A 21,054-nucleotide genomic window follows, 5' to 3' on the forward strand; every position below is an offset into this window, starting at 1 on the left:
CATCGGGAAACTACGATCGAAATACCAATCCGAGGGCCGCTCAGGCCAGCACGTCAGCCCCGAGAAAGATCGAGGCTAACCTGCCGACCCCGGCGTCGGTGGAGAACTTCGATATCGATGCCGCGTCCGGGATCGATCGGCCGCTGCTCGACGACCTCGCTACCTGCCGTTACCTCGAAACCGCGATCAACGTGCTACTCATCGGCACGCCGGGCACCGGCAAGACACACCTCGCGACCGGGCTCGCCCGCGCGGCCGCGCACGCCGGCTACCGCACCTACTTCATCACCGCGGCGAACCTGGCCGCTCGTTGTCACCGCGCCGCGATCGAGGGCCGCTGGGCCACCACGATGCGCTACTACGCTGGCCCGACGCTGCTCGTGATCGATGAACTGGGATATCTGCCCTTGCCCGCGGAAGCGGCATCGGCGTTGTTTCAGGTTGTCTCGCAACGGTATTTGAAGACCTCGATCGTGATCACGACGAACCGGGGTGTCGGTAAAGCGCACATGTTCGCGCGAATCTGTGCGTAGTGGCGCCGAAGTTTCACGGGTTCGGCAGTCGGGTCGCGTCGACGAAGTCGGCCAGATAGATCATGGTCGCCTCGGCGGTCATTCCAAAGGCGGCGGCGACGAGCTTGGGTCCATTGTGTTGACCAGGTCGATCAGGCGAGTGCAGCGGATCATCCGCGGGCCGAACCCGCAATCATCGAGGACATGGCTCAGATAGGCGACCGACGCGGGTGATCTCCCGGCCTTGGTCCCTTTGGTGACGATGACGTGCGGGTTGGTGGTGCGCCAGGAGGCTCGATGGGCCAGACAGCGCTGCACGATCACCCAGCTGGCCGGATCCATCGGGACCGGATGTGGTCGATCGCCGAGCCGGACGGTCTGCAGGACCGGATCGACATCGTCGCAGGTCAGCAATCGGGCCTCACGACTGGAAGCGCCATGCAGCAAGGCGAGGATGCCGACCAACGCTTCATGCGGATGCACCACCGGATCGGTGGTCCACCGCCGGAACAACGACCGCTGTTGCTCAAGGGTGAGGGTCCGGCCACGAAACCCTTTGGCCTCCTTCCGATCCAGGCTCCTCGTCGGATCGACGAGCACCAGACGGCGACTGCGCGCGAACCGGAAGAACTGACGCAGCACAGTGATTCTCCGCTGACGCGATTTCGGCAGGGTGAGCAGGAACGCCTCGACATCTCCGATGTCGACGGTCGACCAATCCTGTTTCCCGCGTTCGCGGTTCAGGAACGAAGCGAAGTCTCGAACGACCGCCAGCGCGGCCTCGATGGTCGAATCGCTGCGCGGCAGTGTCCCGGCCCGGCGGGCACGGGCCCTGGCCGCGAGCATGAACTCGGCGAATCCCGCGACTGCCGGTCGGAGCGGTTCAGGGGCGGCGTCGATCCGCCGTTGCCGGCGGCCGGCGGCGAGTCGCTCGTTCTGGTCGGTCGGCATCGCCAGCCCGTGTTCGGTGAAGAAGTCCTGCATCGATCTGGCCAGCGAACCCATGGAACGGCCCGAGCGGCGGGCCCTGTCGAGCAGGGATTGCGGATGATTGGAGTGCTCGTCGTCGAGCAGCCGCCCGAGCTCGGTGACCGCCACGCAAGCGCGGCCGGGCGAATAGCCGTCGGCGAGACAGGCGATCAGGCCCGGCAGCCAGTCCGGCGGGTCGGCAAGACGTGCTATGAGGTGCTCGCCGACAACATGCGGCCGATCTGGATGACGCTGCCAGCACCGCGCGCACATGCCACGGCCGGAATGGCGGCGCAGCTCGCCGCAGGCGACGCAGACGCGAGGCGGCTTCTTCGACGGCCTTGGTCTCGAGCAGTGACCGCACCAGCCGGTTTCCGCGCGCAGATAGCCAGATTTGCCGCACCGCGGACAGTTCTGCTGCCGGGCGCGCTGGTCGACCTTTCGCTGGCAGTCGCGACACAACACGGCATCCGCGAGTCGGACCTTGTGATCGCACTCGCCGCACCGCCGGGAACACAGGATGCAGCGACCGGTCTCGACGTCCAGCACCCGGCTGCGGCCACAGTCGGGACACGGATGCTTGGCCGACGCCTGCTTGGCTCGAGCGGTGCACCGGCAGCACAGGTCGCGGCCGATGATGCCCACCGGACCACCACATCCGACACAATCACGCTGGCGTTTTCCCATGTCCTGCAACCACTTCCAGGACAGTGCGTCATATCGGCGGCAGCGAGCGGCCGCGGGCGTTGACGGCCTGGCGCGTCGGCACCGACCGGACCGGCGGCGCGGCCGGGTGCTCGACAGGGGTGGTGTCGATCTCGAACAAGTCGTCGGGAGTGCACTGAAGAGCAGTGCACAACGCGATCAGCGTCGTCATCTTGATCTGGGTGGGCTCCTTGGTGAACAGCGCCGACACCGACGCCGCCGACATCTCCAGTCCGGCCTTATCGGCCAGCAGCCTGCGCAGCTCAGTCCCGGTCCACACCTCACGCTGGGCTGCGGCCATCCGCAGCCGCCACTTGATCCTCACGCCCGCTCGTCCTCTCCGCTGAGCTCGGCCAATGTCGTGGTCACCGCGCGCCGATACGCATCCTCGATGAACGTCGCCGACGGCCGGACATATCGCATCGTCGAACCGACGGTCCAGTGGCCCAGAAGCTGTTGAATCGCAACCAGATCCACGCCACGCTCGTAGTTGTGAGTCGCGCACGCCCGCCGCAGCGCATGCGGGCTGAACCGCTCCGAACGCGGCCGGCCTTCCAGCTCCATCAGATACCGCAGCCGGTTGCGAATCGTTCCGCGATGCAGCGGCCCGCCCGATTCGTCGGCGAACAACACCGGCGAGTCCGGGAACTTCGGCCGGACATCGGTCAGGAACCAGCGCAGCACCAGATCCAGGCCGTCGAGCATCGGCACCCACCGCGGCCGGGGACCGGACATCTTGGCGCCCTTCCCGAAGCGGACATGGAGCTTCCCGAACGGTCCGCGATCGAAATGCACGTCCGGAAGTTCCAGCAGCGCAGCCTCTTCCGATCGCAGTCCAGCGTGATAGAGCGTCTGGAACAGCGCATAGTCCCGAGCGGCCGGCCCATACTTTCGAGCGGTGACGATGCGCGCTTTCATGAACTCGAAGAACTCCTGAACCCGGTCGGGAGTCGGCGGCGGCAACAGCGCCGGCGAATCGTCACCGACATGGCGGGCGGCGTTGAACTCATCCACGGGGCAGACCAGCTTCACCCCGAACACGGCCTCGATCTCGGCCGCCTTGCGGACCTGCAGGAACCGGTGGAATCCCTTGAAGATCTGCACATACTCCCGCCGCGTCGACGGAGCGCGGCCTGCGACTGCGAGGTTGCCGACAACCCGGTCGATGTCCTCGGCCGTGACCTCCCAGGCGGGCCGGCCCAACGCCGTCAGCGTCCGTTCGAGCAGGCCGATGTCGTTATCGATGGTGACCGGACTGAAGCCCCGAGCCCGCCACGACGCGACGAAGGCGTCCACGCAGTTGCGTTGGAACACAACAGGATCCGACTCAAGCGACTCGACTGGCACGACGTTACCCGGAATCAGCCGCAGACCCTCTGCCATCGGCACACCTTCTTCACACCTGAACGGTTAAGGCAGCACCTAACATAGACCGCTCATACCTTGAAGAAGGCAGGAACGAGAAAACAAGCCAAAGGCCCAGCCAGCTGCGGGTTTCCACGAAGACGAACAAGTGCCAGCCCCAGATCCCTGGGGCGAAATCCTCGGCGATAACACCGTCACGGCGGCCCTGTTGGACCGTTTGCTGCATCGATCGATGGTCATCAACCTCGACGGAGACTCCTACCGGCTGCGCGACCATCAGGCCACCGCAGAGAACCTGCGCCGAACCGGCAGCCCCTATGATCGACACCGCTCACGGGTGGGGACCCTCGGCGAGTGTAGGTAGGGAACTTCGGCGAGCGCCGTCACGGAGGGCTCCACCACCGTCATCCCCGCCCTGAGGAGGCGCTCGGCCAGGCCTGCGCCGTAGGAGCCGATACCCTCGATGACCACAAGGGCGGCCTGTTCAGCGGTCCGGCGCGTGACCCACGCTGCGGCCCGCTCCAGCCCGGCCGTGCTCGCTGGGAAGCTTGCCTGGTCGAGCGCGGCGCCGGTCGCGGCCGTGACAACCGAGAGTGTGTGATTGGCGGCGTGTGTGTCGACGCCGATGACGAGTTCGTACTGCTGTGAGACGATGGGCATTGACGGCGGTGTCCTTCCGATTGGCGACGGCGTTGGTCGGCGTCGGCCCGGAAGGAGAATTTCGAGGCAGGCCTGTAATGGGCCACGATCCCGCGGCAACGGGGTCGGGCATGCTTCTGATCAAGCCACCGAAGCAGACCGGGTCGGCGTCGCCGCTACAAACATTGGACAAATCCCGGGAAGCGCCCTCTGAAGAGGCAAAGCGATTCACGAGTCACACCGATCGTGGCGACGACACCGATCCTGTCAGCCAGCCCCGGGCCGGCCACCCCTAACACTTACAGACGGTTCAACCGGCAACTGGCCCGGCTGCGGGCACCCGTGGAATCGGCCGTGGCACAAGTGAAATGCTGGCTGGTGTTATCCTGGAAGGCGGGCGATATCGGCCACCCATCGACGGATTCGCTGGCACATTGCGGGTGGTGACCGGACTGATCTTCTTCACCGCTTCTGAATAACCCCCTCAGTCTGGGTAAGTAAAGCCGCTGCACGCTCCGCGAGCATCACGGTCGGGGCGTGCGTATTGCCACGAGTAATCGTCGGCATTACGGAAGCGTCGCAGATGCGCAGATTTTCGACGCCATACACGCGCAGTGAGCTATCCACAACGCCGCCAATCGCACAGGTTCCAACCGGGTGGTACATAGTCTCCGCCCGCTGCCGGATCCATTGCTTCGTGTCGGCAACAGGTTCGTTGTCCGGATACCATGTATCCCCGCGGACGCTAGCGAAGATGGGCTGCTCACCGATCTCGCGAGCGAGTGCCAAACCCTCGGCAAGCTTCGCCAGATCGGACGGGTCGCGAAGGTAACCCGGGTCTATGGTGGGCCGAGCACCTGCCGCTGGCAGCACAACCTCGCCTCGGCTTCCGGGAGTAAGTAGTGTCACGCCGATTGTGAATCCGCGGACAGGAGGGCGCTCGCGCCCATGATTCCAAAAAACGACCGGCGCAAAATGAAATTGGATGTCTGGAGCGCTACCACCCAGCGCCACGAATCCTCCGGCTTCGACGATATTCGAGCTAAGCGGACCAGTACGGCCAAACACGTAACGCGCCGCCGCGCCTGGCCTCAGCGCATCCTCCATTGTCGGCGTATCGCGGGCATTCCACGCCAACCCGATAGCGAGGTGGTCCTGGAGGTTCTTCCCGACCAGAGGCAGATCAACCTGAACTCGGATACCTGCGCGTTCGAGAGATGCCGCCGGTCCCACTCCCGACGACTGCAGCAATGCGGGAGAGCCGATGGCACCTGCACACAGGATGACCTCACGTCTTGCCCGGATCAAGCGTTGTTTAGCGCCCACGGCGACCTCCACCCCGATCGCGCGGCCGCGGTCGAGCACTACCCGCTGAACCTGTGCCCCCGCTAGCACCTGAAGTCGACGGCGAACGTCACGAGTCAGGAACGCCGACGCTGAACTAGCCCGCCGTCCGTCTCGCTGATTCACCTGGTAGTAGCCAACACCGTCCTGGGAAGCCCCGTTGAAATCATCGTTCGGGCGCAGCCCAGCAGCAATCGCTGACTCAACGAATTTCTGCGACAATGGATGTCGATACGAAAGATCCACCACGTCGAGCGGGCCACCGACTCCGTGGTAATTCGAGGCGCCGCGACTGTTGTTTTCCGACCGGAGAAAATAGGGCAAGACATCGCTCATGCCCCACTCGTGGGCACCAGCCGCGGACCAGCCGTCGAAATCCGCCTGGTTGCCGCGGATATAGACCATCGCGTTCATTGCCGAGGACCCACCCATCAGCTTGCCACGAGGCCAGAACAGGCTGCGACCGCCCAGCTCGCGCTGAGGGGTCGTGTAATAAGTCCAGTCGTACTTTGAGGCGAAGAGACTGGCATATGCGGCAGGCACCCTGCTGCGCAGTGGCATGCGATCCGCGCCTGCCTCAACGAGCGCCACCTCAACATCGGGGTGTGCACTGAGTCGGGCCGCGAGAGCGCAGCCAGCCGAACCGGCACCCACAACGACATAGTCGTAGACGTCGGGCTCAAGTTCTGCACCGCCGACGACATTTGACCGCCTCCCCATGACAATCAGCTCTCTCGCTCGAACGGCTGCCCTGCACGCGATTTGTCGCGGGACTCGATGTCCGAACCTGACTTCATGAAAAAACCTGGCATGATGGACAATGTGAAGTTCCGATTTCGCAGGAAGCCCACGGGAATCATTGGTTTTTGCCTGCGCCGATGACTGAAAAAGAACGTTGTTAGGGCGACCACGGCGATGGCAAGCAATCCAGCCAATCGGGCCGATCCCCATCCCCAACTGTTCAACTCGATCAGGCTGAACGTCAGAGTTCCGATACCGAGGCTGATCAGCAGCAGACCGACAACGCCGAGCAGCCAGCCCATCAGTTTCTCGCCCGTCACACGCCCTGAGGGCCCATCATCCATCATCGAACTCTCCTTGTCGGAAACACGATTCACTTGCTATTTCACACACCAGGCCCGCCTAGTGTGGGTCACGATAACCTCGCGGTTGCGACGGTACGACAGGAAAACTCGTTCACGCAGTCGACATGCTCGACGAGCGGTGAGTCGAGCGGACATTCGGAACGCAATAGCCGGTCGGGCTTGGAGCCAAGAAAGACATCGGATTTAACTTGATCCGGCAACAACAGCTGCGCCAGCACGTGGAAGGCGATATCGATCGACTTCCAGGCGCCGTCATCATCCTCAACCTCAAGCCACGCGTGCTCGGAGGCAACCGGACCGGCTAGCCAACCGACGCATTCCCGCACTCGATATCCCCGCGCCTCTATCATTCGACTGAGAGTGCGTGTGGCACTACGGCAGTCCACCAGATTGTGTTTCGCCATCCACGCCTCATCCAAGCTCAGTTCGATCGGAACGCGCGCATAGCGCGGGCCGGGCTGCAGAGTGTCGACCACAATCTCGCGCAGCGCCGGCGACCGGATCGTGTCAGCGGAACCGACTACATCCTGAATGGCGGAATACATACTTGTGGCGCCGCATTCAACGCGCGAACTCGGACCGGCCGAATGGGCAGATGGGGCAGCAAGCAACGGCCACACAAGCCAACTGCGGTTCGCGCTTGGGCATTCCAACTGCAGGTGCAGCGTCCAATGGCGACGGCGGCACCATGATGAGGGCCCGTCGATTGCGAACCTCAACGCATATGCCGCAGACACCTCGGCGAGCGTTCTGCTCGATCCTGAGTTGATTGCGAGGTTGAACACATCGCGGGCATCTGCCCGCAGACCGCCGTCAACCGCATATAACGGAAACCCAGCATCGAGCACACGTCCCACTTCGTCAACAGAGCACCGTAGCGCGTGCTGCACTTCAGTGATGGACAGGACCGGCCGTGTATAACTCGCCGGGATAGACACTAGTCGACCAACCGCCAGCTCCCAGAAGCCCTCCGAGTTGGGCGCGATCACCCGCTTGCCCCGAGCCTTTGATCGCCCTCATCGATCTGATCAAGGAATTCCAGGATGGCGTTTTCGAACGCATCCGTCGCATCGATCATCGGCATGTGGCCGCTGCGCGAAATGATCTTGCCGACAGCTCGCGGTACCAAAGCGCAGCCGTCCTCAAGTGCACTTGCAGACCACAGATAGTCGGCATCGCCAACCATCAACAAAGTGGGTGAGGTGATCTGTTGAAGCAGTTTCGGATCTCCGGACGACCGCATCGCAGCTGTCACACAGGCCCGCACCTGCGCCTCCGAGTTCAGGGCAAGAAAATGTTCCCGCATTCCAAGATAGCTGACTGCGCCACCTCGTTCGATCTCGGCATTAGTAAACACCAGCGGATATAGATACTCGAAAATCGAGCGCGCACCGCCTTTATCCAGGCGATGAAGCCAGTCTCGCAGAATAATTTGCAACTGCATCCCGCCATACGGCGAGAATGCTGGACCTACTAGGACTAGCGATTGGATGCGCTCCGGGTACCGCACCGCGAAGTCACGCGCTATCAGTGTCGATATCGAAGATCCGATCAACGTCACGCGGTCGAACTCAAGCAAGTCAATGAGATCCAGCAGATCTTCTGAATACTCAGAAAATTCGAAATCCAGTCCTCGCTGACTCGACACTCCTTGGTTCTGCAGGTCATACTTGACCACCGTGTATCGCTCGCTCAGGCGAGCAGTGAAATTTCTCCATGCTGGTGCAACAATAAAGAAGTTGTTCAGGCAAACAATTGGTGCTCCCGAACCGTCCGTTTCAAAATACAACTCGCCGCCGTTGCGTGTCGGACACCTTTTACCGCGCCGGTATCGAAGATCAACCGTCTCAGGTTTCGCAAAATCCATAGCGCCTACTCAGTTGCTGCCAGCTGAGATGGCGATTCCGTGCCGGCAGGGAAGAAGTGTCTCGCGTACGCGGCAAAGCGGTCGCGTGACATCTCGACGCTGACCACACTGCGATCAACGTAACGAAGCAAATTAGCGCAATCGTACAGCTTATCTTGCAGCATATAGGGTGCGTGAAAACGCATCTCATTGGTGAACTCTTGATCGACGGACGTCAACAACGCTACGTCATCGACGTAGCGCGGCTCGGCAATACCCAGCACGTCTGCGATCCCCGCCATGGCCGAACCAATATTCGCGGAAAGCATGTTAGCCAGCGTGTATATGCCCGATTCAGCGCGGGCGACGCTCAAAGTCACTGCGGCATTTGCGACGCGATCGACGGGGAGTACAGCATTTCGAACATCCGGGTCAGCAACGACCTGAACCCCGTAGTGCTCCAAATAGGATCCGAGTCGCTCCTCCACCTTCTCCTTGAACCTGATCATCTCGGTGGCAAGCGTATAGAAGCCACTGAACGTGGAAGCGGTGAGTTGGTAGGTCTCGCTATGCCCGACGACGATAGGAAGCCGCAAGATGCGAACCGCGTCAATTCCCGATGCCAGCACAAGCTGCTCGCCTATAACCTTGGATCGCTCGTAGGCATTATTCATCTCGGTATGCTTTTCGACCGGCTCTTCGTATAGAATTCCCGTCCGTGTGCCCGCAGTAGCGACTGTGCTGGCATAGTTCAGGACGCCGATTCCGAGCGACTGGGCAAGTGTGATGACGTTTCGCGTGCCGTCGACATTCACCGAGTTGATAGCGGCCTCATGTTTATCCAGATAACGCAAGGAGGCCGCCAAGTGCCAAAGCTCGGTCGCTTCGAGATCTACAGCATCACTCAGACCGCACCGCGGCTCCGTTACGTCGCCTCGTATACCCCGGCAACGAGACTGGACCGCGCCAGCAAGTTCACGACAATCATAGGCCTCTATCGTCTCGAGCAACACACGCTGCAGTCGCTCATGAGCCTCCTCGTCATCGCGGGATCTCACGATACAGACGATATCTTGAGAAGTTTGGCGCAGCAGTTCGAGGACAATACCTGCGCCCACGCAACCCGTCGCCCCAGTCACCAGCGCAGTCATTTTTCCTCCATAGAAGCGACAGCGGCCGACGACATTTTGTCGGAGCGCAGATACTCCGCCATGCGAGCGATGCTTTCGAAACAGCTCGGTGGCGTGTCCAGATCAAACTTCACCGCGAACACTCGTTCGACATGAACGAACAGCGCTACGATCGTTTGGGAGTCGAGTCCGAGATCGGCGAGCGGCATCTGGGAATCGATTGGGCCGCTCAGCTTGTCGCCAGCAACATCGCGCACCAGCTCCGAAAGCTTCGCTTCGACGGACCGCTGGGACTCGTCGACGGAGCCGAGGCTCGGATCCGAACTGGACCCGTTCCGGGACGCTGCCGCATTCGCAAGGCAGTGCGTTACGATGCGTTCGACATCCCCCACTGTTCGAACCACGTAGTCGACGGGCGTGACGGATGTCTCCTCCGCTATTCTTGAGAACAAGAAGACCAGCCCCACGGAGTCAATTCCCAATTCGGCGCCCAACCGTGCTGTGCTCTGATATTCGGTTTCCGGCGGCGCGCCTGTCAGTTCTGTGAGTAGTTGCTGGACTACCTTCTGTACTGTGGGACTGTCAGCCACCATTCAACTCCGATCCGGTAGATTCTTGATTTGCAAGCATCGCCGCGACGGCTCCACGATCGACCTTCAGAGTCCGCGTGAGTAACCCGTTCTGGGTGGTGAAGGGCTGCCGCGTGACGACCAGCCGCACGACTCGGGCAGGCGGCGGCAGCTCACCGTTGCGCTCGTCTAGGATTTGGTTGAGCCGTTCGGAGATCTGTTCGCAGACGCCGTTGGGATGCACCGACACGACAGCCGTCACAACCGGGGCATGTTCGCCCCCCAGTACGACAGCGTGCGCCACAGACGTTTCGGCGCACAGCGCCTGCTCGATCGGCTCCGGCTGCAATTTATAGCCCGCTCTCGTAATTATCACAGACTTCTTTCTGCCCGTGATATACAAATAATCGCCGTCGAACCGTCCGATGTCACCGGTTGCGATCCAGCCGTCTGCGAGATACGTCGAGGCATTGGCGGAAGGTTCGCCATAGTAACCGTGGCTGCGCGGTGGGACCATACGCACGAGTATTTCGCCGTCAGACTCCAACTTGACGATTCCGGGCCGCAAAAGTCTGCCTACGGATCCTGGCCGGTGCGCAGCCGGAGTGTTCCACGAGATGGCACTAGTCTCAGTCAACCCATAGAACTCATACAGAGGAAATCCCACTTCATTGAGGAACTCGATAGATTCCTTGCGGGCGGGTGCTGCACCAGTCAACGCCAAGCGCACGTTGCCGCCGAATGCCTCGGGACCGAGGGTGATCGTCGCACCGTCACGATGCTCGTCCCGATACCGCATCACCAGCGCCTCGAAGAACGCCGGCGGGCCGACGACGATCGTCGGACGCAAAGCGCGCGACGCCGCGAACAGGTCGGGGATGGACGCGAGATGTATGTCGAAGCCGCACCAGATCGCTATGTAGACCATGAGTCGCTGAGGAAAGGCTGACAGCGGCAACACGACGAAGATGGAATCACTGGCACGAAAACTCAGCTGACGATGACACTCTTCGATCGCATCAATGGTGCCCGCGGTGCTCATCATAATGGCCTTCGGAGTACCACTGGTTCCAGACGAAAAGGCCAAGCTAAAGGTGTCTAACGGCACCGAGGACGGCCCGATTGGTACCGCAGTCACCTTGTCGAGATCGCCGAACGTGGTGACAGCCGATGTTTCGGGGAGTCGCCGGTTGTACTCATCGGCCGAAAGCAGGAGCAGGCTGAGATCGAACTGGGCGACTAGATCATCGGTCGACAGCTGGGCAGCGTGCTCGGGTGCGAACGCAACTGACACGGCGCCAATCTCGATCGCGGCCAGATCGGATACCACCCATTCATAGGAATTTTGACCACAAATTCCGATATGCTGTCGCTCGCTTACACCGGCTACACGGAGCGCACTCGCCATTGCCATTACATCGTTATATAGATCCGCAAACGTGCGCCGGTTAACCAACCCCGCCGAGAAGCAGTTGATCTCACGGTCCGGGCACGATTTTAAGCGATCGATCAACTCTCGCACTACAGCCTCCTAAGCTGATCACGTCGGCGCCTTATGACCCTCGGCAGAATCGTGCGGGGTCGGGCTACACCGCTCCTTGAAAATAATACGGCGCCAATCACAGCAAGCATGACTGCGCCCAGCCCTCGTAATGAGGGCCGTGCCTGAAAGGCTGTCAGCCGACGTCCGATCTCGTACGCATCGCCGTGCCCGGGAAACCAAATAGGTTTGGGGTGCGACCGGAACGGCCCTCTCAGAACAACTTTTTCTATATCGGAGAACATTTGACTGTTGTGCACAAACCCGACACCGGACTGAGACAGACTACCGGCGCCACCCCAAGCCCCCCATGGTGCCGAACCGAGAGCGTAGGTGATGGCCGGCCAATGATTGACCGCGACAGTCCCGTAACGCAGTTCACTAACCGCAGATTCGAGCGCGTTCCGCACGGGGCGGCGCCTGGTCGACTTCGCATCGATGATGATTGCGGCGCAGAGGTCGCCCCAAAGTTGCCCGTTTACCCACTCCACCGACGTATACAAATGATGCTCAGCCGACTCGGTACCGAGGACGACTTCGGCGAGTACCGGCCCGAAGAACTCCTCGCGAAACAGGGGCTCATCGGTATCTGTCGCGTCGAGCCCGGTTATGAGGATCCACGGCGAAGAGTCCGATGCGCCGGCACCGAGCCGCTGCGCCGCAGGATGACGATCAAGGACGTCAGCCATCCGCCGCTCGGCGCCGGGATAGTATAGGTGCCGCGCATCCCTCTCGCGAAGCGTGTCCGCGAGATACCCGAGAAACTCCTCACGCTGAGGCCAGTTGCGACTCGTGACCAGTATTCGTGCCGCAGCACAGTTGAGCCCGACATTGTTGACTGCCATCGCGGCGATATGCTCCGCCTGATAGCGCAGCTGCGATCTGGACCACGAGCCGGGCACGATGATCACGGGAGTTATGTTGCCTAACTCGGCTGTCGATCCATCCATGCTGATTCCCGCGCCCACACGTGCCTCAGTAACCGCGTTCCACGTCGCCGAGGAGCCCGTCACATGGATACGTCGAGCTCGCGGATCGCTGACCAGCCGCGCCCCTGTCTCCGCGTCACCTCGCTGCACAACTAGCACACCGTGGCGAATGAAAGGTGCCAGCGCACGCGCGAATACCGGCTCAAGATAATCATTGACCGGGCTGAGTTTGAGGACGACGGTGCGTCGCTGTACCACGAGCAGCTCCAGCGCGTCGGTAATCGCGATCGCGGACACGTTGCCCGCACCAAGCACGACAGTTGTACCAAGATCGCCGGATGGGGAAAAATAGGCGACCGCCTGGCTTGACGTGATGTCATCGATACTTTGGCAGCCGCGTAGCCACACTTCGGCGGAGAGATCCGGAAAAAGCAGACGGTCGTATACGTCGCTATGAAGTACAGGTACGCGAATGGACGATCCCGGGCCCGAACGAGGAGGGCCGAAAAGGCGAGGCCGAAATCCGCGTGATATGTCGCACAATGACCGCTCAAGTAGCCGCAAAAATCGGACCGTCGGGAGGGGGCCAAGGGCCCATTCTTCCACAGCTGCTGGGCTGTTCCCGATCCGCTTGGCTTCCACGCACAATTCGGTCCACTCCGCAGCGACAGATGCTGTTGCCGTCAGGGACTCGCGCACCAGTGCAAGGACCGTCTGAACTGACGTCGCATCCCAATCGGACGCGCGCAATGACAGCATGCCCAACACGCTGTCCGAGTCACTAGCAATTTGCGGCCCTCTCATTGCACCCACATCTCGCACCTAAGACTCCCTGATTATACTCCGGTCGAAACAATTCGGCTATTTCTCAATTATGGACGGTAGCAGAATACGCAGAGAACGTCTATTCCTTACGGACAAACGGCTGAAGGCTCCAATGAGATACATCGAAGATTTGCACACCGGTCTCCGTTACTTGTTGTGCCGCGTTCGAAGGGTGGCGACTTCCATGCCGAGGCGACGTAGAAGGCCTAACGCCGCCAAGACACATACAACAAGATCGCGATAGAGACTGCGCATAAATCATCGACCGGACTCGCCGGGGCTGCCTTGTCGCTCGGAGCCGATCGTCGCCCGGATTAGTCGCCGGCTATCGCATGACGAAGCTGCACCGCGAGTGCATCAACATTGTCACTAAGAATTGTCCAATGATCGGACTCGATGGGTACGACGTGCAAACGGTCTGCCCAACTTGCATTAGCCCAGCCGGTGAGCTGAAGTATTTCTCTGCGCTCTTGCGCTGCTTCATGCGGACCAAGGGTAGAATAGAAAAGATATACCTCTCCATCGTACAGCTGCCGAATTTGGTAGCTGGAGATTGCTGACTGGTTGTGAACGTACGCGTACGCGAATCGGCGAATTTGATCGACAGAAAGGTGTGTAGGTCGTCCGATCTGTTCGGAAAGGCGTCGTCGAATCAATTCGGCAGCGTCCTCGATGTCCTCAATGGGCATCGATACAGGCGGAGAAACGCCTAGCGCCCGGCTAACGAAATCAACCGCACGTGGGTGAACCGGTGTTCGAATCTGCACTAAATCGGTATCAATCAGCGCCACGAGTCCGACTTGCTCACCGCTTCGTCGTAGTCGATGCGCCATTTCCAACGCCACTAGGCCTCCCATCGAGTAGCCGCCGAGGTGATAGGGTCCGCGCGGCTGGATACGCCGCACTTCCCTCAGGTAACGCTCGGCCATATCCTCGACGCTCAGTAGCTGCTCATCGATGTAACGATTCATCGACTCGAAAGCATAGAAACTCATCTCATCGGCTAATGTTCGCGCCAATCTCGCGAAGACGAGTGCGTGGCCTCCCAAACCGTGCACGCAGAAGAAGTTCCGCCGCGACGTCATTGACGAGAGCCGGACGAGACCGAGTGCGCCGTCGGTGATTCTACCGCTCGCACGTAGTCGATTCGCGAGTTCGGTGATAGTACCGGCCTCGGCGACGACGTTCATGGGTAGCGAGCACGAGAAGTGCTTCTCCAGCAACGACAACATCTCCGCAGCCGCTCTCGAAGTGCCGCCGAGGTCGAAGAAGTTGTCGTTCACGCCAACCTGCTGCAGGCCGAGCACCTCGGTCCAGATATCGATAAGCGACTGTTCCAAAGCTGACGTCGGAACGGTTGCCACTTTTGGCGGCGTCGGTGCGTCAGCTAACGTGACCGTCACGGTTTGTACGAGCTGGCAAGGCTCCGGCCGCAACTCATCCATTGAGCTCACCCATGCGCTCGGGAACATAGGGATCACCCGCAGCAGTCCCACCCGGAACGGCGTCAGCCAGCCGTTTGTCGTCGGACGCGCTTAAATTCACGCCGGCCGCCTGCAGATTGTGTAGGAGGTGCTCAGGACACTTCGTCCCCGGAATCGCGACGATGTCCGGGCCACGATTCAGCAGCCAGGCCAGCGCCACCTGCGCCGACGAACATCCAACCTCCGCCGCAATCTCGCTGATCCGCGCCACGGTGACAAGATTCTGCACCATGTTTGTCTTGCTGAATCGTGGCGTCCCGCTTCTGTAGTCGTCCTCGGAAATATCAGTGGAAGAGCGAATGCTGCCGGTCAGCAGGCCACGCCCAAGAGGGCTGTACGCGACAAAACCTACACCGAGTTCTCGCAGTGCTGGCAACAAATCAGCCTCAGGAGCCCGATGCCACACCGAGTACTCGGCCTGCACCGCAGAGATCGGCGCTATTGCGTGGGCTCGGCGTACGGTATCCGGCGCGGCCTCGCACAATCCGATATAGCGGATTTTGCCCTCGTTGACGAGTTCGGCCATCATGCCGACCGTCTCCTCAATGGGTACGATTGGATCTACCCGATGCAGGTAGTACAGATCAAGGTGATCCACACGGAGGTTCCGCAACGAATCGTGACAGGCATTCCGGATATGAGCGGGGCTGCCATCAATGCCGGACCACGCTCCCGCACTGTCTCGTCGCAGTCCGACTTTAGTCGCGACAAGCGCATTATCACGTCGACCAGCGAGTGCCTGGCCGAGAACACGCTCGCCAGCCCCCTGCCCGTACACGTCGGCCGTGTCGAACATCGTCACACCGTTGTCCAGCGCGACCTGGACTGTCCTGATTGCCGACGCCGGATCTGGCCGTCCATAGAACTCCATGTGTCCCATGCAGCCGAGACCGAGCGCCGACGTGATTAGGTCGCCGAGATTGCGTGTCGGCACGTCGACCGCCGCCGGTTGTGATCCCGCTGCCGAGTTCTCGAAAAGTGTGTCATTCGCTCCGTGTGGCACCGCTGACCACCTCAAGCTCACGGGCGAAGATCTCCATCGCCTGATCGATCTGATCGAGAGTGGTGGACGACGGCGGAACGAACCTGATGACGCTGCCATCGCGACGCACGCTGAAGATCAGTCCAGCTTTAAGGCAAGCATCACCCAGCGCCTTGCCTGCCTCATTCGCAGGCTCCCGAGTATCACGGTTTGTCACCAACTCGACCCCGGTAAGTTGGCCGCGGCCACGAATGTCTCCAATGAGTTCGTATCGCTCGGCGAGTTCGTGCAGGTGCTGCAGCATTCGCTCACCGAGCGCACGCGCAACTTCCGGCACATTTTCCTCAGCCACAATGTCCAGGCTGGCGATACCCGCCGCGCAGATGAGTGGATCGTTACTATGCGAGTGCGTGACTGTCATGCCGGCTTCCACAACAACCTCCTCGATAATCGGACTCGTCGTCATCGCACTGACGCCAACTCCACCGCCGAAGTGCTTCGCCAGGGTGACGATGTCTGGCACCACGCCTTCATCTTCGAAGCCGAACATCGAGCCGAGCTTGCCCAGGCCTGTCTGCTCTTCGTCCACAATGAGCAGCATGTCTCGGGCAGCACACAGTTCGGCCAGGCGACGAAGCCAACCCGGAGGCGGGTCGATTACTCCACCTGCGCTGAACAGCGGCTCGGTAATCACCGCGGCAGGCTGTTCGGCCGACTGCCCGTCGATCAACTCGAAGCTGGCATCAAGACACGCCAGCTTGCAGGACGGGAACGTCTTACTCAGCGGACAGCGGTAGCAATAGGGCGCGAACATCGCCTTGCCATCGCTCGGCAAGCCCCCATGACCACGGCGCCAGCCAGCGAATGTGACAGAGCGGGTGCCCACCGAGACACCATGAAAACTGGTGAGGGGGGCATAAATATCTCGACCGCCGGTGTACAGGCGGGCGACAGACATTGCGAATTCGTTTGCGTCTGCGCCAGATTCACCGAACAGTGTCTTGGACAGCGGGTCCGGCAGCAGTTCAGCAATGCGCGTGGCGAGTTCAACTTCCTTGACGTTGTAAAAGCTGCTGTGCCCGTGGATGAGAGTTTCACAAGCTTCGTGGATGGCCTGTACTATGCGCGGATGGTTGTGACCTAGCGCCGCACACATCTGACCTGAATTGAAGTCGAGGTAGGTCTTGTCTTGCATGTCGACAACTTCGGTGCCACGACCGCGAACGAATATCGGTCCTACTCCAACCTTCCTGTCAATACGACCACGAAAGCTGTACTTGTCACCGAGCTCGAGCAGACGCTGTTCGTTCATCTGCGCCGTATTGGCGTTGTTCGTGTCAAGTGTCGAAGTATCAACACTGCCCTCGATTTGTGAAGTCAATTTTTGTCCTAGTAAGTTTTGTCGATTTGCTAGTCAGTCACTGAATGGGATCTGTTCGCTGGCTCCAGATGCCACAGCAGCGCACGCACGGTCGAAAACCCCGGCCTCGTAATGCTGCCGCGCCGTCGATCGGCGAACCTTGCCACTTGTCGTTCTAGGTACACTTCGAGGCTGGACGAGGACGATGTCGTCGACCTCGACTCCGACGAGCGCCTGCACCGACCGCTGGATAGCGGACCTAAGGGCTGGCGTCGCAGCTGCTAGATCTATCGAATCGCGATATTCCTGGACCAGCACGATCCGTGGATCGGCGAGGCTGCCTGTGGTAAAAGCCGCTGCCCCCCGGGGCGTAAGCGCTCATCTGCCGACCACGCTGCCGTCTCGATATCCTGGGGATAGACGTTCCGTCCGTTGACGATGAGAAGGTCTTTGATCCGGCCGGCAATGCACAAACGCTCGTCGGTGAGAAATCCGAGATCACCGGTGCGCATGAACGGCCCTCTGCCGTCATCCGGCCGTGCGATCGCACGGAAGACAACCTGCGTCTCTTCCGGACTGTGCCAATATCCTGCGGCAATCCCTGGCCCACGCACCCACACCTCGCCGAGAAGGCCGTCATTGAGCCGCACACCGGAATCCGGGTTGACGATGCATACTTCCGTATCACGAATCGGGCGACCAAGTGCCACCGTGGTGGACTGGACTGCCATCTGCTGTCCGTAGAATTTGGCATCGGTTGTGGCGGGAATAAGTACGGATCGCACGCCGTCCCCTTGCGTCCCTGAAACGATGAGGGTCGCCTCAGCCAGCCCGTAGGCCGGCAGGAATGCCCCTGCGTCGAAGCCAGTAGAAGCGAAACGCGCGCCGAATCCATCCAGCACGCCCGCCGAAACCGGCTCTGCGCCACAGAAGGCCAACCGTAGTCTCCGCAGATCCATCCCAATGAGCCGTTCATCGCACGCGTGCCGTGTGCACTGCGCGTATCCGAAGTTGGGCGCGCCGGTGTAGGTCGCCTGAAAGTGACTGATGACGTCGAGCCAACCAAGCGAGTCGCGCAGAAACTCAAAAGGAGACATCAGAGTTGTCGTGATGCCGTCATACAGCGGTTGAAGGATCCCCGCGATCAGCCCCATGTCATGATATGGCGGAAGCCAAGATGCCTGATGATCTTCGGGACCGATGCCGAACCGCTCGCTAAGCGCGACAAGGTTTGCAGCTAGGTTCTGCTGAGTCACCATCACACCACGTGGTGTTCCGGTTGAACCCGACGTGTATTGCAAGAAGGCAAGCTCGCCAGAGAGTTCTAGCGAGGGCAACTCCTCATCATGCTCCGCGAGGATCTCGATGGGAAAGACCGGTGCCGCAACCTCGGCGTCGGACAAAGCGTCCGCACATCGCTGCGCCCATGTCGCCGTGGTCAGTACAGCTCCGGCCGAACAGTTTCTCGCGACATCCACGAACCTCTGCATGTTCGCCTGGCTCGACGGCGGATAAAGTGGCACCGCCACAATCCTGGCCATCTGGCAGGCAACGAACGCGCAGACGTAGTCGAGTCCCGGAGAGAACGTAAGTAGTGCACGATCCCCGACGGCAAGGCTTGTTCTCAAGCCCGCCGCAATCCGGCATGACCGCCGATACAGCTCAGCGTAGGAGATAGAGTCGACGGCGTCCCTATGGGTAAGCGCGCGCGGCTCACTCACGTAACGGACGGCTACGACTTCCGGACGCAGCTCGGCCCATCGTTCCAGTCTATGCACCAACAGTTCTTCCGCCATCTCAGCCCGCCCGAACAGCTGAATCGATGCCAGCCGCCATGCGCAGGCCGGCACACGCTTGCTCAAGTACCTGGCCTCCACGCTGAAGAACCTTCTCGCGCCATTCCACGTCGCTGGGGGCAAACGCATCGAACATCTTGCCGCGAACTTCTTCATAGCGTGCGTCGCCGCGTCGGCCTTCAAGAGCGAACCAGTTGTCACCCTGAAGGGCAGCCAGCACGGTGGCACCGTCCTGAGTACCAAACTCTAGCGTTATCGCGGTAATCAGCACATCGTCTGAGAGTTCGCCGATAACAGCACGGGCACTGTTGCCTTCTATTGGTGTCGAACTGGAAGTCTTATCATCAGAGCTTGTCACCTCAGAGCCGTACCAAGTCACCGCTCTCGCGAAGGCGTCACTGTCGTCTCCACCGCGAAAGATCGTTTCTCCCGCCGCGCGATCCCCCAGGCCGGTGTGTAGGTCGATATAGCCGACATGTCGCGCCCCAGCTACGTGCTCCCGCACAATCTGACGCAAGGTCTCATTCGACCAGGTTGGCGTCATCCCGCCGAAGAACAGTCCGTCTGTATATTCATGCTGTCCTCGCGTAATGGCAGTCTGAATCCACTCAAGGCCGTGTTCAGAGAGAGCGGTGATCAGCTTCTGTTGGGCCCGCTCGTGCTCAGGACCGCTCCAGTCGAGCGGGACGAGCAGGTCGTGCAACTCGCGATATTCGACGTTCGCAGGGAGGTCCGTGAACGTCTGAAAATTGCGGTTGATGTCGACATTATCCTCGTTAACTCGCCGATCGTATTCGAATCCGTATGGATTAAGCGCGTGCACGAGTACGACACCGATATTCGCATCAGCAAATTGGTGCATATACTTGCGCTGGATAGCCGAGCCCGCATGTCCTTCTATACCGTGCGTGCCGCTGACAACGAACAAAACGGCCGATGTATTCTCAGGGCCAAGGACGGCGATATCCGTAGATAGGTCCGGAAACTCAGGGTGATGATAGCTGTGCAGCCGGGCTCCGAGGTCCGATGCGCGAACTTTGAAGTCCGCACGAGCCTCACCGTAACTGCCGAATGCCCTAAACACATCGTCGTCCGTCACCTCGCTCAGAGCAGCTAACTCCGCAGAGCTTCCCATCTTTTGAGGCTCCTTTCGAGCCGTTGTCACGGCTCAACGCCGTCCAGGACCGGACCTCCCTGGTACCGACGGTCAATGTCGATCCAACCGCCGTCCACGTAAAGAAGCTGGCCGTTGACATAGCTCGCGGCGTCCGAGCACAAGAACACAGCAGGCCCTGCCAGCTCAGCAGGATCGGCCCATCTTCCAACCGCCGTCCGATCGGCGTAGGCATCGTGCCATCCTTTATCGGAACGGATCGGAAGTGTTAGTTCGGTGGCTGTTGGGCCGGGCCCGATCGCGTTGACCCGGACGCCATATGGACCAAGCTCAGCTGCAAATACTCTTACCATTTGCGCAAGCGCAGCCTTTGTGCCGGCATAAATCACCTGTCCCGGCTCAACCACACGCGAGCTGATCGACGAGAACACCACGATGCTCCCCGTCCGCTGCGGGACCATGATCTGCCCAGCGGCGCGCATCGTGTTGAAGGATCCACGCAGATTGACATCCATAACGGCGTCATAGTCATCATCGCTGTAGCGAAGCAGCGGCTTGCGGATGTTGATGCCAGGAGTGCAAATTACGATGTCGAGCTGACCGTGTTCGTCAGTTACGGCGGCGAGTGAGGAATTCACTGATTCCGAGAGTCGAACGTCGACGTGATCGCCCTTGGCAATGCCTCCGGAAGCTTTGATCGACTTGGCGGTGCTGCGTGCATTGTCCGCGTCGATGTCCAAGCAGTGTACGATTGCACCGGCTGCTGCCAGGCCGGAGGCAACCGATCTGCCGATCCCAGCCCCAGCGCCGACTACCACCGCGACTTTCCCAGTCAACAT

Annotated in this window: 18 protein-coding genes and 2 pseudogenes; 2 read left to right on the forward strand and 18 right to left on the reverse strand. The window is 60.5% G+C overall.

Annotated features, from left to right (window positions below):
- Nucleotides 1–71 precede the first annotated feature (71 nt).
- Nucleotides 72–500: pseudogene (locus IEX78_RS19650) on the forward strand (ATP-binding protein); the annotation flags it as partial.
- A gap of 111 nt (nt 501–611) precedes the next feature.
- Here IEX78_RS19650 and IEX78_RS19655 read toward each other — a convergent pair.
- The 3 genes from IEX78_RS19655 to IEX78_RS19665 form a co-directional block, all read right to left on the reverse strand.
- Nucleotides 612–2,126, reverse strand: coding sequence for a tyrosine-type recombinase/integrase (locus IEX78_RS19655; protein WP_308426569.1), 1,515 nt, complete (start codon nt 2,124–2,126; stop codon nt 612–614).
- Between the two features lie 70 nt (nt 2,127–2,196).
- On the reverse strand, nt 2,197–2,511 hold the full coding sequence (locus IEX78_RS19660; RefSeq protein WP_188830498.1) for a helix-turn-helix domain-containing protein: 315 nt from the start codon (nt 2,509–2,511) through the stop codon (nt 2,197–2,199).
- The gene (locus tag IEX78_RS19665) at nt 2,508–3,569 is read right to left on the reverse strand and encodes a tyrosine-type recombinase/integrase (RefSeq protein WP_188830499.1); all 1,062 of its coding nucleotides are present in this window, start codon (nt 3,567–3,569) and stop codon (nt 2,508–2,510) included. The genes IEX78_RS19660 and IEX78_RS19665 overlap by 4 nt, the downstream gene beginning before the upstream one ends.
- Before the next feature lie 148 nt (nt 3,570–3,717).
- On the opposite strand from IEX78_RS19665, the pseudogene IEX78_RS24380 reads away from it, so the two are divergent.
- Nucleotides 3,718–3,915 (forward strand): annotated as a pseudogene (locus tag IEX78_RS24380) (ATP-binding protein); the annotation flags it as partial.
- Here IEX78_RS24380 and IEX78_RS19670 read toward each other — a convergent pair.
- The 15 genes from IEX78_RS19670 to IEX78_RS19740 form a co-directional block, all read right to left on the reverse strand.
- Nucleotides 3,867–4,211: an IS110 family transposase gene (locus IEX78_RS19670; RefSeq protein WP_229684187.1), complete on the reverse strand. Its 345-nt coding sequence runs from the start codon at nt 4,209–4,211 to the stop codon at nt 3,867–3,869. The pseudogene IEX78_RS24380 and the gene IEX78_RS19670 sit on opposite strands and share 49 nt — an antisense overlap.
- Before the next feature lie 441 nt (nt 4,212–4,652).
- The gene (locus tag IEX78_RS19675) at nt 4,653–6,254 is read right to left on the reverse strand and encodes a GMC family oxidoreductase (RefSeq protein ID WP_188830500.1); all 1,602 of its coding nucleotides are present in this window, start codon (nt 6,252–6,254) and stop codon (nt 4,653–4,655) included.
- Nucleotides 6,255–6,259: 5 nt separating this feature from the next.
- Nucleotides 6,260–6,622: a hypothetical protein gene (locus IEX78_RS19680; RefSeq protein ID WP_188830501.1), complete on the reverse strand. Its 363-nt coding sequence runs from the start codon at nt 6,620–6,622 to the stop codon at nt 6,260–6,262.
- Nucleotides 6,623–6,687: 65 nt separating this feature from the next.
- Nucleotides 6,688–7,185, reverse strand: a complete 498-nt coding sequence (locus IEX78_RS19685) for a hypothetical protein (RefSeq protein WP_188830502.1) — start codon at nt 7,183–7,185, stop codon at nt 6,688–6,690.
- Between the two features lie 440 nt (nt 7,186–7,625).
- A complete protein-coding gene (locus IEX78_RS19690; RefSeq protein ID WP_188830503.1) occupies nt 7,626–8,507 on the reverse strand; it encodes an alpha/beta fold hydrolase in 882 nt (293 codons plus the stop codon).
- Nucleotides 8,508–8,512: 5 nt separating this feature from the next.
- Nucleotides 8,513–9,637: an SDR family oxidoreductase gene (locus IEX78_RS19695; RefSeq protein WP_188830504.1), complete on the reverse strand. Its 1,125-nt coding sequence runs from the start codon at nt 9,635–9,637 to the stop codon at nt 8,513–8,515.
- Complete coding sequence (locus tag IEX78_RS19700) at nt 9,634–10,206, reverse strand: acyl carrier protein (RefSeq protein WP_188830505.1); 573 nt, start codon at nt 10,204–10,206, stop codon at nt 9,634–9,636. Before IEX78_RS19700 ends, IEX78_RS19695 begins: the two co-directional genes overlap by 4 nt.
- Nucleotides 10,199–11,707: an AMP-binding protein gene (locus tag IEX78_RS19705; RefSeq protein ID WP_188830506.1), complete on the reverse strand. Its 1,509-nt coding sequence runs from the start codon at nt 11,705–11,707 to the stop codon at nt 10,199–10,201. The genes IEX78_RS19700 and IEX78_RS19705 overlap by 8 nt, the downstream gene beginning before the upstream one ends.
- Complete coding sequence (locus IEX78_RS19710; RefSeq protein WP_188830507.1) at nt 11,707–13,413, reverse strand: aldehyde dehydrogenase family protein; 1,707 nt, start codon at nt 13,411–13,413, stop codon at nt 11,707–11,709. The genes IEX78_RS19705 and IEX78_RS19710 overlap by 1 nt, the downstream gene beginning before the upstream one ends.
- A 380-nt stretch (nt 13,414–13,793) precedes the next feature.
- The gene (locus IEX78_RS19715) at nt 13,794–14,924 is read right to left on the reverse strand and encodes a thioesterase domain-containing protein (RefSeq protein WP_188830508.1); all 1,131 of its coding nucleotides are present in this window, start codon (nt 14,922–14,924) and stop codon (nt 13,794–13,796) included.
- Entirely contained in the window at nt 14,917–15,897 is a 981-nt protein-coding gene (locus tag IEX78_RS19720; protein WP_188830753.1) for an aldo/keto reductase, read from the reverse strand. Before IEX78_RS19720 ends, IEX78_RS19715 begins: the two co-directional genes overlap by 8 nt.
- 49 nt (nt 15,898–15,946) lie before the next feature.
- The gene (locus tag IEX78_RS19725; protein ID WP_188830509.1) at nt 15,947–17,326 is read right to left on the reverse strand and encodes an aspartate aminotransferase family protein; all 1,380 of its coding nucleotides are present in this window, start codon (nt 17,324–17,326) and stop codon (nt 15,947–15,949) included.
- Nucleotides 17,327–17,592: 266 nt separating this feature from the next.
- A complete protein-coding gene (locus tag IEX78_RS19730) occupies nt 17,593–19,101 on the reverse strand; it encodes a fatty acyl-AMP ligase (RefSeq protein ID WP_229684178.1) in 1,509 nt (502 codons plus the stop codon).
- Nucleotide 19,102: 1 nt separating this feature from the next.
- A complete protein-coding gene (locus IEX78_RS19735) occupies nt 19,103–20,236 on the reverse strand; it encodes a DUF2817 domain-containing protein (RefSeq protein WP_188830511.1) in 1,134 nt (377 codons plus the stop codon).
- Between the two features lie 26 nt (nt 20,237–20,262).
- Nucleotides 20,263–21,054, reverse strand: coding sequence for an SDR family NAD(P)-dependent oxidoreductase (locus IEX78_RS19740; RefSeq protein WP_188830754.1), 792 nt, complete (start codon nt 21,052–21,054; stop codon nt 20,263–20,265).

It is taken from the genome of Nocardia camponoti (assembly GCF_014646135.1).
Lineage (GTDB): Bacteria > Actinomycetota > Actinomycetes > Mycobacteriales > Mycobacteriaceae > Nocardia > Nocardia camponoti.

Excerpts from the sequence above, each read along its gene's own strand:
- IEX78_RS19665 (WP_188830499.1), bottom strand. The coding sequence starts at position 3,569 with ATGGCAGAGGGTCTGCGGCTGATTCCGGGTAACGTCGTGCCAGTCGAG.
- IEX78_RS19670 (WP_229684187.1), bottom strand. The coding sequence starts at position 4,211 with ATGCCCATCGTCTCACAGCAGTACGAACTCGTCATCGGCGTCGACACA.
- IEX78_RS19675 (WP_188830500.1), bottom strand. The coding sequence starts at position 6,254 with ATGGGGAGGCGGTCAAATGTCGTCGGCGGTGCAGAACTTGAGCCCGAC.
- IEX78_RS19680 (WP_188830501.1), bottom strand. The coding sequence starts at position 6,622 with ATGATGGATGATGGGCCCTCAGGGCGTGTGACGGGCGAGAAACTGATG.
- IEX78_RS19685 (WP_188830502.1), bottom strand. The coding sequence starts at position 7,185 with ATGTATTCCGCCATTCAGGATGTAGTCGGTTCCGCTGACACGATCCGG.
- IEX78_RS19690 (WP_188830503.1), bottom strand. The coding sequence starts at position 8,507 with ATGGATTTTGCGAAACCTGAGACGGTTGATCTTCGATACCGGCGCGGT.
- IEX78_RS19695 (WP_188830504.1), bottom strand. The coding sequence starts at position 9,637 with ATGACTGCGCTGGTGACTGGGGCGACGGGTTGCGTGGGCGCAGGTATT.
- IEX78_RS19710 (WP_188830507.1), bottom strand. The coding sequence starts at position 13,413 with ATGCTGTCATTGCGCGCGTCCGATTGGGATGCGACGTCAGTTCAGACG.
- IEX78_RS19715 (WP_188830508.1), bottom strand. The coding sequence starts at position 14,924 with ATGGATGAGTTGCGGCCGGAGCCTTGCCAGCTCGTACAAACCGTGACG.
- IEX78_RS19730 (WP_229684178.1), bottom strand. The coding sequence starts at position 19,101 with ATGGCGGAAGAACTGTTGGTGCATAGACTGGAACGATGGGCCGAGCTG.
- IEX78_RS19735 (WP_188830511.1), bottom strand. The coding sequence starts at position 20,236 with ATGGGAAGCTCTGCGGAGTTAGCTGCTCTGAGCGAGGTGACGGACGAC.
- IEX78_RS19740 (WP_188830754.1), bottom strand. The coding sequence starts at position 21,054 with ATGTTGACTGGGAAAGTCGCGGTGGTAGTCGGCGCTGGGGCTGGGATC.